12 protein-coding genes are annotated in these 14128 nt (G+C 66.0%); 9 read left to right on the top strand and 3 right to left on the bottom strand.

What is annotated here, in order from left to right:
- The first annotated feature begins 30 nt into the window (after positions 1–30).
- The 8 genes from frr (at position 31) to gloA (ending at position 7885) form a co-directional block, all read left to right on the top strand.
- Positions 31–552 carry a ribosome recycling factor gene (gene frr / locus KIT25_13125; protein UYN97924.1) on the top strand — a complete coding sequence of 174 codons (522 nt, stop codon included), beginning with the start codon at positions 31–33 and terminating at the stop codon, positions 550–552.
- Positions 552–1292: an isoprenyl transferase gene (locus tag KIT25_13120; GenBank protein ID UYN93019.1), complete on the top strand. Its 741-nt coding sequence runs from the start codon at positions 552–554 to the stop codon at positions 1290–1292. Before frr ends, KIT25_13120 begins: the two co-directional genes overlap by 1 nt.
- On the top strand, positions 1273–1965 hold the full coding sequence (locus tag KIT25_13115; protein UYN93018.1) for a phosphatidate cytidylyltransferase: 693 nt from the start codon (positions 1273–1275) through the stop codon (positions 1963–1965). Before KIT25_13120 ends, KIT25_13115 begins: the two co-directional genes overlap by 20 nt.
- Entirely contained in the window at positions 1965–3164 is a 1200-nt protein-coding gene (gene dxr / locus KIT25_13110; protein ID UYN97923.1) for a 1-deoxy-D-xylulose-5-phosphate reductoisomerase, read from the top strand. Before KIT25_13115 ends, dxr begins: the two co-directional genes overlap by 1 nt.
- Positions 3165–3194: 30 nt before the next feature.
- Positions 3195–4574: an RIP metalloprotease RseP gene (gene rseP / locus KIT25_13105; protein ID UYN93017.1), complete on the top strand. Its 1380-nt coding sequence runs from the start codon at positions 3195–3197 to the stop codon at positions 4572–4574.
- Positions 4575–4689: 115 nt separating this feature from the next.
- The gene (gene bamA / locus KIT25_13100; protein ID UYN93016.1) at positions 4690–6975 is read left to right on the top strand and encodes an outer membrane protein assembly factor BamA; all 2286 of its coding nucleotides are present in this window, start codon (positions 4690–4692) and stop codon (positions 6973–6975) included.
- 15 nt (positions 6976–6990) lie between these two features.
- Positions 6991–7467 (top strand): 3-hydroxyacyl-ACP dehydratase FabZ, encoded by a 477-nt coding sequence (gene fabZ / locus KIT25_13095; protein UYN93015.1) that lies wholly within the window; start codon positions 6991–6993, stop codon positions 7465–7467.
- A 10-nt stretch (positions 7468–7477) separates the two neighbouring features.
- Positions 7478–7885 carry a lactoylglutathione lyase gene (gene gloA / locus KIT25_13090; protein ID UYN93014.1) on the top strand — a complete coding sequence of 136 codons (408 nt, stop codon included), beginning with the start codon at positions 7478–7480 and terminating at the stop codon, positions 7883–7885.
- Between the two features lie 238 nt (positions 7886–8123).
- On the opposite strand, the gene gltA is transcribed toward gloA, so the two are convergent.
- From gltA to KIT25_13075, 3 genes are all read right to left on the bottom strand, one after another.
- The gene (gene gltA, locus KIT25_13085) at positions 8124–9422 is read right to left on the bottom strand and encodes a citrate (Si)-synthase (GenBank protein UYN93013.1); all 1299 of its coding nucleotides are present in this window, start codon (positions 9420–9422) and stop codon (positions 8124–8126) included.
- A 118-nt stretch (positions 9423–9540) separates the two neighbouring features.
- Complete coding sequence (locus KIT25_13080; GenBank protein ID UYN93012.1) at positions 9541–10440, bottom strand: DMT family transporter; 900 nt, start codon at positions 10438–10440, stop codon at positions 9541–9543.
- A 34-nt stretch (positions 10441–10474) separates the two neighbouring features.
- Positions 10475–11881: a glutamate--tRNA ligase gene (locus KIT25_13075; protein ID UYN93011.1), complete on the bottom strand. Its 1407-nt coding sequence runs from the start codon at positions 11879–11881 to the stop codon at positions 10475–10477.
- A 63-nt stretch (positions 11882–11944) separates the two neighbouring features.
- Here KIT25_13075 and KIT25_13070 point away from each other — a divergent pair, with 63 nt between their 5' ends.
- A complete protein-coding gene (locus KIT25_13070) occupies positions 11945–14104 on the top strand; it encodes a ComEC family competence protein (GenBank protein ID UYN93010.1) in 2160 nt (719 codons plus the stop codon).
- Positions 14105–14128 lie beyond the last annotated feature (24 nt).

The following is a 14128-nucleotide window of genomic DNA, read 5'->3' as shown; positions in this document are numbered from 1 at the left end:
AGCACAGACCTCAAAGAGCTGGAGAAGCGCATGCATGGGGCACTCGACGCCCTGAAGAAGGAGTTCGGCGGCCTGCGCACCGGCCGTGCCTCCGTCAACCTTCTCGATCCCGTCATGGTCGAAGCGTACGGTCAGCGCATGCCGCTCAACCAGGTGGGCACGGTGAGCGCCCCCGAGCCGCGGTTGCTGACGGTCAACGTGTGGGACAAGGGTCTCGTCGTCTCGACCGCCAAGGCGATCCGCGAGGCGGGCCTCGGCCTCAATCCCGCGCCCGACGGCCAGATGATTCGAATCCCGATTCCCGAATTGACGGCCGAGCGGCGCAATGAGCTTGCCAAGCTGGCCCACAAATATGCCGAACAGGGCCGGGTTGCCGTCCGCAACGTCCGTCGCGACGGGATGGAAGCGCTCAAGAAGGCCGAGAAGGATCACAAAATCTCTCAGGACGAACACCGCGGCAAGTCGGACGAAGTGCAGAAATTGACCGATCGCTTCGTGAAGATGGTCGACGATGCGCTGGCGACCAAGGAAAAGGAAATCAAGACCGTCTGATGTCGACCGCGCCGCTACCCGCCGCACCTGACGCCCCGCCCGGGCCGCATCACGTCGCCATCATCATGGATGGCAACGGACGGTGGGCGAAGGCGCGCGGTCTGCCGCGAGTGGCTGGCCATCGCAGGGGGGCCGATTCGGTGCGTCGCGTCATCCGGGGCGCCGCCGAGTTGGGCATTCCGATGCTGACGCTGTTCGCGTTCTCGACGGAGAACTGGGCGCGACCGGCCGACGAAGTCAGCGACCTGATGGGACTTCTGCGGCACTACCTGCGCAACGAGCTCGAGGAGCTTCGGAAGAACGGCGCTCGGTTGCGCGTCATTGGCGATCGCGACCGACTCGCGTCGGATATCGTTCGGGACATCGCGGACGCGGAGAGGTCGACGAGCGCGAATGCGCGCATCGACGTCAACATCTGCATCAACTACGGCGCACGCGACGAGATCGTGAGGGCTGCCCGCAATCTGGCTCGCAAGGTCTCGCGGGGGGAGCTCGCGCCGGAAGCGATAGACGAAGATCGCTTCGAGGGCGCGCTTCTCACGGCGGGTTTGCGCGACCCGGATCTGCTGATCAGGACGAGCGGCGAGCAGCGCATCAGCAACTTCCTTCTGTGGCAATGTGCCTATGCCGAGTTGGTCTTCGTCGACACGCTTTGGCCGGATTTCGGCAAGGAGCATCTCGAACGGGCGATCGCCGAGTTCCGTCGCCGTGAACGTCGCTATGGCGGCGTCAACGGCTAGCGCACCGGGGCAGAGCGCGCGGTTCCGGGGCTTGCTGCCGAGGGTCGTGTCGGCGGCAGTCCTTGGTCCGGCGGTGCTTGCTGCGATCTGGTTCGGTTTCCCCTGGATCGATCTGATGGCAGCGCTCGCGGCACCGATCATGGTTTCCGAATGGATCAGGCTCACGCGCGGACGATACCTCGCGCGGATGATGACGGTGACCTACGCGCTTGCGGCGGTGGTCGCGCTCCTGTGGCTGAGGCACCAGCCGGAGTCGGGCCGCCAGACGGTGCTGTGGATCGTCGCCTGCGTCTGGGCGACGGACATCGGAGCGTACTTTCTGGGGGTGCTCGCGGGCGGCGCCAAGCTCGCGCCTTCGATCAGCCCGAGCAAGACCTGGTCGGGACTGGTCGGGGGCATGGCGTTCGCGGCGGTGGTCAGCGCGGCTTGCGGCTGGATATTCGGCGCCGGGCACACCGTGTGGCTTGCGATCTTCGGTGCGATGCTCGCGGTCGTAGCGCAAGCCGGCGACCTCCTGGAATCGGCCGCCAAGCGTCGTGCCGGCGTGAAGGACAGCGGCAGGATCATCCCGGGGCACGGCGGCTTGCTCGACAGGATCGACGGGCTGATCGCCGTTCTCGTGGTCGTTGCCGCCATACGGCTCGTCGTCGGAGGAGTGTGGCCGTGGGAATGATGCGCTGGAACCCGCCGTCCGTCGACCGGCCGAGGACCGTGACGATCCTCGGCTCGACCGGCTCGGTGGGCCAAAGCACGGTCGATCTGATCGCGCGCGATCCCGAGCGGTATCGCGTCGAGGCGCTGGTTGCCGGCAGTTCCGTGGAAGTGCTGGCCGACCAGGCGCGGCGCCTGCGTGCCCGGATCGCCGTTGTTGCCCACCCGGACCGCTATCGTGCGCTCAAGGAGGCACTCGCCGGAACCTCCGTCGAGGCTGCGGCAGGGCCCGCCGCGGTGGAAGAAGCGGCGGCACGGCCGGCCGAGTGGGTCATGGCGGCGATCGTCGGGTTCGCCGGGCTCGCCTCGACGCTCATGGCCGCCCGGCGTGGCGCGATGGTGGCGTTGGCGAACAAGGAAGCGCTGGTTTGCGCCGGTGTGTTGCTGATGGACGCCATCCGCGAATCGGGAGGCGTGCTGCTGCCCGTCGACTCCGAGCACAACGCGATCTTCCAGGTATTCGATCCGGCGCAACGTCACGCCGTGGATAGGCTTATCCTGACGGCCTCGGGCGGACCGTTCCGCAACTGGTCGCTGGCCGACATGGCATGCGTTACACCCCAGCAGGCGCGCGCGCACCCCAATTGGGACATGGGCGCCAAGATCTCGATCGATTCGGCGACGATGATGAACAAGGGGCTGGAGCTGATCGAGGCGCACCTCCTGTATGGACTTCCCGCCGAGCAGCTGGACATCGTCGTCCATCCGCAATCGGTCATCCATTCGATGGTCGCGTACCGTGACGGATCGGTCCTGGCGCAGTTGGGCACGCCCGACATGAGGGTGCCGATCAGCCATGCGCTCGGCTGGCCGTCGCGGATCGAGGGGCCGGCCGCTCGGCTGGACTTCGCGAGCCTGTCGGCGCTGACCTTCGAGCGGCCCGATTCCGGCCGTTTTCCCTCGCTACGGCTGGCGCGCGAGGCTTTGGTCACGGGAGGAGTTGCACCCATCGTGCTGAATGCGGCAAACGAGGTTGCTGTGGCTGCTTTTCTTGCCCGGCGGATCGGCTTTCTCGACATTGCCCGCGTCGTCGAGGATGCGATGATGTCGACCGACCAACTTTCCGCGCCCCTGCAGTCCCTGCGGCAGGTCGATGCCGTGGACGTAGAGGCAAGAGCGACAGCCGAGAAGTCTCTCAAGGCTCACGCTCCAACTAATTGAAGTAGAACGCATTTCGTGATGTAGTGGGATATGCAGAGCATCGTCAGCCTGTTCACGACCTATCTGCCGTACTTCATCCTGATCCTGACGTTGCTCGTCTTCGTTCACGAGTTCGGGCACTATTGGGTGGCGCGCCGCTTCGGCATCCACGCCGAGGTGTTTTCGATCGGCTTCGGGCCCGAATTGTTCGGCTGGACGGATCGACGGGGAACGCGATGGAAATTCTCGGTCATCCCCCTCGGCGGCTACGTCAAGTTCCTGGGCGATAGCGACGAGACCAGCGCGACGCCGGCGCAGGGCGGGCTGCCGACCGAGCAGAGCAAACGTGCGTTCTTCACCCAGCCTCTGCATGCGCGCGCTGCCGTCGTGCTCGGCGGACCGATGGCGAACCTGCTGTTCGCCGTGCTTCTGCTGACTGCAGTGTTCTACATAGCGGGTGAACCTTATTCGCCGGCGACGGTTGCCGTCCAATCCGACAGTCCGGCGGCAAGGGCCGGATTGCGCACCGGAGATGTCGTCGTGCGGCTGGCGGGCGAGCGGGTCAATCGCTTCGAGGACATCCAGGACGCCCAGTTCCTTTATTGGGCGCACCCGATGTCGGTCGAGTACCGCCGCGGCAATCAACTGCGGCGCGGCGAGATCGTGCCGCAGTTCTGCGAGCGCACCGATCGTTTCAACAACACCATCCGCTTCGGCGAACTGGGACTCGACCAGCTCGTTCGCCCGGTGGTCGGCGGGTTCACGGCGAACAGCCCGGGGCAGGCGGCGGGCCTGAAGGTCGGCGACCTGCTGCTCGAGATCGACGGCAAGCCGGTCGAGTATTTCTCGCGCATTCCCGAGCTGATCGGCGACAAGGCCGGTACCCCCGTGGTCGTGAAGTACGACCGGGAAGGGCGGCGCTACGACACGACGGTGATACCCGAAGCCGACCGGGTGACCGATTGCACGGGCAAGCAGAAGATGATCGGCCGACTGCGCGTCCGTCCAGCCAGCGTGACCGAGTTTCGCAGTCACGACGTTCTGGGTGCGATGTATGCCGGCGTGCGTCACGTCTGGGGGATGACCCAGATGTTCTACACGTCAATGGCCCAGATCCTGACGGCAACGAGGCCGGTCGACGAACTCGGCGGCCCGATCCGAATCGCCAAGGCGGCCGGCGAGGCGTCCTACAGTGGCTGGATCGGCATCCTCAATCTGGTGATCGCGCTCTCCGTCGTGCTCGGCGTGTTCAACCTCCTGCCGGTCCCGATGCTGGATGGCGGTCACCTGGCGATGTACCTGTACGAAGCGGTGCGTGGGAAGCCGCTGGGACTCAAGGCTCAGGAAGTCGGGCTGAAGGTGGGGTTCGCGCTGGTGATCTGTGTGGCGCTGGTGGCGACCTTCAACGACATCCGTCTGCTGCTGCGCTGACGGGAGGGAAAGACGGCGTGATCTTGGGGACAAAAGGGGTGGCTACGGCCCTGACACCGGTTTATGAAACGACGTTCTCGAACGGGAGCGTTGGCGGCTCACGACAGGGTCGGGGGTGGGTTTGATCATTCGTTGGGCCGTTCTGGCGATTGCCGTCGTTCTGGCATTCGGCGCCCCGGCACATGCCCAGCGGGGCGGTGCCGCCGGAGGCGTGATCAGTTCCGTCCAGATTCAGGGCAACGTGCGCTCCGAGGTCGAGACCATTCGGTCCTACCTGCAGCTCAAGGAAGGCGACGCCTACGACCCTGCCGCGGCGGACCGCTCGCTGAAGGCGCTTTTTTCGACAGGCCTGTTCTCGGACGTCGCCATCGACATGCAGGGAAATACCCTGATCGTGAAGCTGACCGAGAACCCCATCATCAATCGGGTCGCTTTCGAGGGGAACCGCAAGATCGACGACGACAAGCTGCGCGACGAAGTGCAGTCGAAGGCGCGCCAGGTGTTCACCCGTGCCCGCGTGCAGGCGGACGTCGAACGCCTCCTGACGATTTACCGCCGCAGCGGTCGATACAACGCCGTGATCGAGCCGAAGATCATCCGGCTCGAGCAGGGGCGCGTGGATCTCGTATTCGAGATCGACGAGGGCGACGTCACCGGCATCAAGCGCATCAGCTTCGTGGGCAACGAGCATTTCGGCGACGGCACGCTGCGCGGCAGGATCCGGACCACCGAAAGCGCATGGTATCGCTTCCTCTCGTCAGACGATCGTTTCGATCCCGATCGGCTGAATCTCGACCGCGAACTCCTGCGCAAGTTCTATCTCTCCGAGGGTTACGCCGATTTCCGGGTCGTCTCGGCGGTGGCCGAACTGTCGCCGAACCGCGACGGGTTCTTCATCACCTTCACGATCAGCGAAGGGGACCGCTACAGGTTCGGCAAGGTCGACGTGACGAGCCGCTTTCAGGGCCTCGATGTCGACACGCTCAAGAGCTACCTGACGATGCGCGAGGGCGACTGGTACAACGCCGACGAGGTCGAGAGCACGGTCACTTCGATGGCCGACGCCGTGGGATCTCTGGGTTACGCCTTCGTCGACGTGCGCCCCCGTATCAACCGCAACAAGGACGACCTCACGGTCGACGTGATGTTCGACGTCCAGGAGGGGCCGCGTGTCTATGTCGAGCGTATCAACATCCAGGGCAACACGCGCACGCTCGACAGGGTCATCCGGCGCGAATTCCGCCTCGCCGAAGGCGACGCTTTCTCGACCGCCAAGGTCCGGCGCAGCCAGGAACGCCTGAGAAATCTCGGCTTTTTCGAGAAGGTAGACATCTCGGCCGCGCCCGGGTCTGCGCAGGACAAGACGATCCTCGAGGTCCAGGTCGTCGAGCAGAGCACCGGCGAAATCTCCTTCGGTGCGGGCTTCTCGACGACGGCCGGCATCTTGGGCGACATCTCGATCCGCGAGCGCAACCTGCTGGGCAAGGGCCAGGATCTTCGGCTCGGCGTGTCGCTCGGCACCCTGAGCACCCTGATCGATCTCAGTTTCACCGAGCCCTACTTTCTCGACCGCAACGTGGCGGCGGGGTTCGACATCTTCCACACATCGAACGACCGCCAGAACATCGCCTCGTACAGCGACAAGAGCCTGGGCTTCGCCTTGCGCTCGGGGTGGGCCTATACCGAACATACGCGGCAGATCGTGCGGTACACGCTGCGCCGGACCGAGATCTACAACGTACAGCCCTGGGCCTCGCCGATCGTGCAATCTCAATCCGGCACGTCGGTGGTCTCGGAGATTTCCGAAACGGTCGCCTGGGATACGCGCGACCAGCGGCTCAACCCGACCAAAGGCTGGCTGCTGCGCAAGAGCCTTGCACTCGGCGGCCTCGGCGGCACGGAGTACTATCTGCGTGCCAACGCCGATGCCGTGTATTACTACTCCATCATCGACGACTTCGTGGCGTCGATCGGCGGCTCGGTGGGTTGGATCGACCCGTATAACAACTCCATACTCAGATTGAACAATCGCTTTTTCATCGGCGGCGACTCGTTGCGCGGCTTCCGGGTGGGCGGCATCGGCCCGCGCGACGCATTCACCACGGATTCGCTCGGCGGCAAGTACTATTACACGGGCACGACTGAATTGAGCTTCCCTCTCGGCTTGCCCAAGGAAATTCCCCTCCTCGGCAAGGCCTTCATCGACATCGGCTCGCTATGGGGCGCGGTGGAGACCACGGCCAACGTTCTCGACAGCCAGACCATGCGGGTGGGGACGGGCATTGGCGTACAATGGATATCGCCGTTCGGGCCGATCCGTGTAGACTACGCCATCCCGGTGGTGAAGGAACCCTGGGACAAGACCGAGAATATCCGCTTCAGCTTCGGCACGCGCTTCTGACGGGATGGCGCTGGAATGAACATCCAAACCGACAAGACCAGCATGGCGACCGCGAGCGCGGTCGATATCAGGCGCATCCTGCAGATGATCCCGCATCGCTATCCGATGCTGATGGTCGATCGCGTGATCGAGATGCGCCTCGACCACAGCGCCATCGGCATCAAGAACGTCAGCATCAACGAGCCGTTCTTCCAGGGGCATTTTCCGTCCGAACCCGTCATGCCCGGCGTCCTGATCGTCGAGGCCATGGCACAGACCGCTGCCGTCCTGGTGGTTGCCACTTTCGGCGCCGAATCGGAGGGGAAGCTGGTCTATTTCATGTCGATCGATGGCGTCCGCTTCCGCCGGCCGGTGGTTCCGGGTGACCGTCTCGAATTGCACGTGGAGAAGGTGCAGAGCCGCGCCAATGTCTGGAAGTTCTTCGGCAAGGCGATCGTCGAAGGCAAAATCGCCGCCGAGGCGACCTTTGCCGCCATGATCCGCGACAGGTAGGGAAGGGAAGATGCCCGATACAGCCGCCAACTACCGCATGCTTCACACCATGATTCGGGTGCGGGATCTCGAGAAGTCCTTGGCCTTCTACACTGGCCCCATGGGCATGACGCTGCTGCGCAAGCGCGACGTGCCGGAAGGCAAGTACAGCCTCGCCTTTGTCGGCTACGGCGACGAGAAGGAGCACTGCGTCGTCGAGCTGACCCACAATTGGGACCAGGAGAAGCCGTACGAGCTCGGCACCGGCTTCGGTCACCTCGCCGTGGGCGTGCCCGATGTCTACGGCATGTGCGAGCATGTAACCAAGGCCGGGGGCAAGGTGACGCGAGCGCCGGGGCCGGTGAAGTTCGGCACCACCGTGATCGCCTTCGTCGAAGATCCCGACGGCTACAAGATCGAGCTGATCGAGCGGAAATAGGCGCCTACGGCGCCAGCGTTCCGTAGGCGAGCAAGACGAGCAAACCCAGCGTCACCGCGCCGAGCACCATCCGGGCACGCCGCCCGGGACCGCGGAAATTGTCGTTGGCCGGGCGCCCCAGCCGTACGACGCGCGGCATCGGCTTCCGCCTGAGCGACACCGCCGAGGTCGACATTCGATGCGATCCGCGCGACGAGGAGCGTGCCATGTTCCTGCCGTTTCTGCCGAGCGCGCCGCCCTATCCCCTGAGGTGCAGCGGCTTGTAGGGCCGTTCCGTCTGACCGTTGTAGAGCTGCCGGGGGCGGCCGATCTTCTGGTCCGGGTCCTCGATCATCTCGTTCCACTGCGAAATCCAGCCGACCGTGCGGGCGACCGCGAATAGAACGGTGAACATGGAGGTCGGGATGCCGATCGCCCGGAAAATGATGCCGGAGTAGAAATCGACGTTCGGATAGAGCTTCTTGGAGACGAAATAGTCGTCCTTGAGCGCGATCTGTTCCATTTCCATGGCCAACTCGAGCAGCGGATCGTGGGTGATGCCGAGCGAGGTCAGCACCTCATGGCAGGTCTGTCGCATCACCTTGGCGCGCGGGTCGTAGTTCTTGTAGACGCGATGGCCGAAGCCCATCAGGCGGGTGTGATCCTGCTTGTCCTTCACGCGGCTCAGGAAGCCCGGGATGTTCTGCTTGCCGCCGATCTCGTTCAGCATGTTGATGACGGCTTCGTTGGCGCCGCCATGGCTCGGGCCCCACAGCGAGGCGATGCCGGCGGCGATGCAGGCGAACGGGTTGGCGCCCGACGAGCCGGCGAGCCGGACCGTCGAGGTCGAAGCGTTCTGCTCGTGGTCGGCATGGAGCATCAGGATGCGGTCCATCGCCTTCTCGAGCACCGGATTGACCTCGTACTCCTCGGCCGGGACCGAGAACATCATGCGCAGGAAGTTGGCCGAGTAGGAAAGGTCGTTGCGCGGATAGACGAACGGTTGGCCGACGGAGTACTTGAAAGCCATGGCGGCGATGGTCGGCATCTTGGCGACCAGGCGATACGAGGCCACCATCCGCTGGTGCGGGTCGTTGATGTCGAGCGAGTCGTGATAGAATGCCGACAGTGCGCCGACGACGCCGCAGCACACCGCCATCGGATGGGCGTCGCGCCGGAAGCCGCGATAGAACTGGCTGAGCTGCTCGTGCACCATGGTGTGCATGGTGATGTCGCGGACGAATTTCTCCTTCTGCGCCTTGTTCGGCAGGTCGCCCTTCATCAGGAGGTAGCAGACCTCCATGAAGTCGCTCTGCTCGGCGAGCTCGGCGATGTTGTAGCCGCGGTACAGCAGCACGCCTTCGTCGCCGTCGATATAGGTGATCTTCGAGCCGCACGAGCCGGTCGAGGTGAACCCGGGATCGTAAGTGAACATCCCGGACTGGCCGTAGAGTTTGCGGATGTCGACCAGACGCGGGCCGATCGAGCCGTGAATGATGGGAAATTCGTAGGACTTGCCCGTTTCGTTGTCGGTCAGCGTGGCGGTCGATTTGGCCATTGGGAACTCGTCAGGCTCGATGGTGCGGGGGCGGGATGCCAAGCGGAATGGCCGTCCGGCCAGGTTCGGCGGCAACCTAACAAGCCCGTCCCGCAGGCGCAATTGTGGCGCCCGACCGCTATTTCGCGGGCGGCCGGCGGCCCGACGAACGGCTGCCGACGAGGACCATGCCGCCGCCGATCAGGGTCATGCCGGCGCCGTGGCGCGGCTCCAGCCGTTCGCCGAGCACGAGCCAGCCCAGCAGGATCGCCGTTACCGGGATCAGGAACGTCACCAGCAGCAGCCGGGTCGCGCCCGCCTCGGCGAGGATGTGGAAGTAGAGCAGGTAGGCGAGTGCCGTCGACAACAACGCAAGTGCCGCGAGCGCCGAGAGTGTCGCCGCGGTCGGAACGACGGGCAGAGTCCAGGGTTGGTCGACCAGCAGCATGATCGGCAGAATCAACATGGCGCTTGCCGTGACCTGACCGGCGGCGACATCGAGGGGCGGCACGCCCATCGCCGCGAAGCGGCGGCCGTAGACGCCGGCGAATGCATAGGACAGGGCGGCGGCCAGGCAGGCGATCTGGCCCCAGACATCGGCGACGGCACCGGCCAGCGCGTCGGGGCCGATCAGCATGGCGACACCGAGCAGGCCAGCGAGAGCGGCAACGGTCTTGCGGACGTTCATCTTTTCGTCATGCGTCAGCAGATGCGCCACGACGAGCGTGAAGAGCGGCGTCGTCGCGTTGAGGATCGAGGCGAGCCCGGCCGCAATATGGGTCTGGCCCCAGAAGATCAGGGCGAAGGGAATCACGTTGTTCAGCAATCCCATGGCGAGGAATGCACGCCACGGTGCGGCGCGTGGGCCGACTTCCCGCAGCAACAGTCGGGCGAGCTGCAAGGCGATCGCCGCCAATGCCACGCGGCCGAACACCACGGTGAGCGGCGCGAGTTCGGCGAGAGCCACCTTGGCGAAGAAGAATGAGCCGCCCCACAGGACGGAAAGCGATACCAGCCAGATCCAGACGCGAGCGACCATGCGGCAATGGATGCCGCGTCGAACGCCGGTCGTTCTATCCGCCGGCGGCGAGCAATCTGCGGCGGCTTTCGTCGGGGCCCAGAATCGCCAGCACCTCGAAGATGCCGGGCGAGACGGTCGAGCCGGTCAACGCCACGCGCAGCGGCTGGGCGACCTGGCCGAGCTTGGCGCCCTGGTCCTCGGCGAAGCGGCGAACCGCCTCCTCGATCTGCTTCTCGTTCCAGCGGGAGGCCTCGGCCTCGAGGGCCGGAGCGAGCCGCGCGAGCAAGGCTTTCGCGTCGGCGGTAAGTTGCGCACGGGCTTTGTCATCTGCGATCGGTGGCGCGCCGGTGCGGGCGTAGAAGACGAGATTGTCGGCCAGCTCGACGAGCGTGCGCGAGCGCTGCTTTACGCCGTCGAGGCCGCGCACGATCCGCTCGCGCCCGGCGGGATCGACCGGCGTGCCGAGCCTCGCCTCGACGCGCGGCAGCACGAGCGGCACCAGTTCGTCATCGGGCGTCTCGCGCAGGTAGCGGGCATTGAGGTTGGTGAGCTTGGCCAGGTCGAAACGCGACGCCGAGCGGCCGACACCTGCAAGGTCGAACCACTGGATTGCCTGCTCGGTCGAGATGATCTCGTCGTCGCCATGGCCCCAGCCGAGGCGCAGCAGGTAGTTACGCAACGCGGCGGGCAGGAATCCCATGTCGCGATAGGCGTCGACGCCCAGGGCACCGTGGCGTTTGCTGAGCTTGGCGCCGTCCGGTCCATGGATCAGCGGGATGTGGGCGTAGACGGGGACGGGCCAGCCCATGGCGCGGATAATCTGAAGTTGGCGGAAGGCGTTGTTCAGGTGGTCGTCGCCGCGAATCACATGCGTCACCCCCATGTCGTGGTCGTCGACCACCACGGCGAGCATGTAGGTCGGCGTGCCGTCGGCGCGCAGCAGGATCATGTCGTCGAGCTGCGCGTTGTCGACCGTCACCTCGCCCTGCACCGCGTCCTGGATCACGGTTTGGCCGCTTTGCGGTGCCTTGAGGCGGATGACCGGAGCAACGCCGGCCGGCGCGTCTCGGGGATCGCGGTCACGCCAGCGCCCGTCATAGCGCATCGGCTTGCCCGCGGCTTTCTGTGTCGTGCGCATCTCCTCGAGCTCCTGCGGCGAGGCGTAGCAATGGTAGGCATTGCCGGTCGCCAGCATCTGGCGCGCCACCTCGGCATGCCGCGCCGCGCGCGAGAACTGATAGGTCACGTCGCCGTCCCACTGCAGACCGAGCCAGGACAGGCCGTCCAGAATGGCGTCGATTGCAGGCTGCGTTGAACGCGCGCGGTCGGTATCCTCGATACGCAGCAGGAACTTTCCGCCGTGGTGGCGGGAGAACAACCAGTTGAAGAGCGCCGTGCGGGCCCCGCCGATGTGAAGGAAGCCGGTCGGCGAGGGGGCGAAGCGGGTGACGACAGTCATTTGCGGGAAGGGCGTGAAGGAAACCGAAGGGCGGCTGGAAAAGCGCGCCGTAGGTAGGGGAGCGTGCTCGGCCTGTCAAACAACGCCGTGAGCGCGATCGCATTGCGCGCCTGGGTGCTCGGCCAGCTCGACGCCGAGCGCGGCCGTTGGCTGCTCTGGCTGCCGGTGGCGCTCGGGCTCGGCATCGCGATCTACTTCGAGCTGCCCAGCGAGCCCGCGCTCTGGCTTGGCCCCGTCTTGATGGCCGGATCGCTGGCCGTTCTCGTCCTGACGCCGGCCGGCAGCTACGCGCGAGCGCTGAGCATCGGCCTGCTCGCGGCGTCCGCCGGCTTTGCATTGATGACGTGGCGGACTGCCGAAGTGGCGGCGCCGACGCTCGCCCGGCCGCTGTTCAGCGTCAATGTCGAGGGGCGCATCGCCGACATCCAGCGCCTGCCCGACGGCGTGCGCGTCGTCCTCGAGTCGGTCCGACTCAAGGGCAGGGGCGTGCCGCCGGTCGAGGCGACGCCGGCCAAGGTCCGTGTCTCGCTGATTCGGGGGAGCCCGCCGATCGCCATTGGCGACCGGCTGCTGGTGCTGGCCAATCTGTCGCCGCCGGCCGGGCCGGCCATGCCGGGTGCCTTCGATTTCCAGCGCGTCGCCTGGTACCAGCAACTCGGCGCCGTCGGATATGCCCTTGCACCCGCGGCGGTGATCGAGCGCGGCGAGGCCGAGGGCTTGCGCCGGAGCGTGAGCGCGCTGCGCGCCGAGGTCACCCGGCGGATTCTCGAGGCCGTGCCGGGACCGGCGGGCGGCGTGGCGGCCGCCCTGCTGACGGGTGAGCAGAGCGCGATCGACCGGGAGGTGGTGCAGGCGATGCGCGATTCGGGCATGGCGCACATCCTCGCCATTTCGGGTCTGCACATCGTCTTCGTGCTCGGTCTGGTCATGGGATTCGTTCGCTACGGCATTGCGCTGATCCCGCCGCTGGCGCTGCGCGTCGATGCCAAGAAGATCGCCGCCGTGCTGGGTTTGCTGGCAGCGCTTTTCTACACCGCGCTTGCCGGCGCCCCCGTATCGGCGCAACGGGCCTGCACGATGGCGGCCTTCGCCCTGCTGGCGGTGCTGCTCGACCGCACGGCGCTGTCGCTGCGCCTGGTTGCCTGGGCGGCCGTGATCGTGCTCGCGGTGACCCCGGAGGCGCTGACCGGTGCGTCCTTCCAGATGTCTTTCTCCGCAGTGATCGCCCTCATTGCCGCCTGGGAAGTGACCGGCGGCTGGCGGCGGCGGCTGCATGAGCGCACCGAACTCGTTCGTCGACGCTGGTTGTGGAAGCTGATGGCGGTCGTGGGCGCGACCCTGCTGACCACCCTGATCGCCTCGACGGCGACCGGCGCCTTCGCCGCCTATCACTTCAATCGTGTGCCGCTGCTGGGCATCGCCGCGAATCTCGTCGGCGTGCCGCTCACCGGGTTCTGGATCATGCCGTTCGGTCTTCTGGCCATGCTCCTGATGCCGCTCGGACTCGAAGCGGTGGCGCTCGCACCCATGGGGTGGGGGATCGATCTGCTGGGCGGCCTTGCCAAGAGCGTCTCGGCCTGGCCGCACGCGGCGAACCTGGTGCCGTCGCTGCCGGGAGCAAGCCTGTGGCTGTTCACCTTGGGCGGGCTGTGGCTTTGCCTGTGGCGTCGTCGCTGGCGGTTCGCCGGCGTGCCGGTCATCGTCGCCGGATTGATGCTCGGATCGGGGCCGGCCCCCGACCTGCTGATGAGCGAGGACGGTCGCGTGCTGGGCCTGCATGACGACAAGGGCGTGCACATCGTCTCGGCGCGAAGCGACCGCTTCGTCACCGACGCTTGGGCGCGCCGTGTGGGGCAGGAGGGGGCGCGAAAATGGTTGGCCACCGGCGACGAGCGGACACGCGGCCTGGGGTGTACGTCGGCCGATCTGTGCCGCTGGCGCAAGGGACCCTGGCGGGTGGCGATGGTGAGCGACCAACGACGCCTGGCCGAGGCCTGCGCCGCCGCCGACATCGTTCTGGCGACGGTCGACGCGCATGGCCGATGCCACGGACCGCGGTTGATCCTCGACCGACGCGACGCCTGGCGCGAAGGCGCTCAGGCCATCTGGCTCACCGAGCAGGGGCTTCGGCGCGAGACGGCGAGTGCGCAGCGTGGCGATCGCCCGTGGGTGCCGAACAGTCCCTCCCGTCGGGCGATACCACTGAAGGCGCCCGGCACCTGAGACTGTCGCCGCTATCGACTTTTC

The organism is Enhydrobacter sp., assembly GCA_025808875.1.
Classification (GTDB): domain Bacteria; phylum Pseudomonadota; class Alphaproteobacteria; order Reyranellales; family Reyranellaceae; genus Reyranella.
Note: the sequence above shows the minus strand (reverse complement) of the source record. Positions and strands in the feature narration are given on the sequence as shown.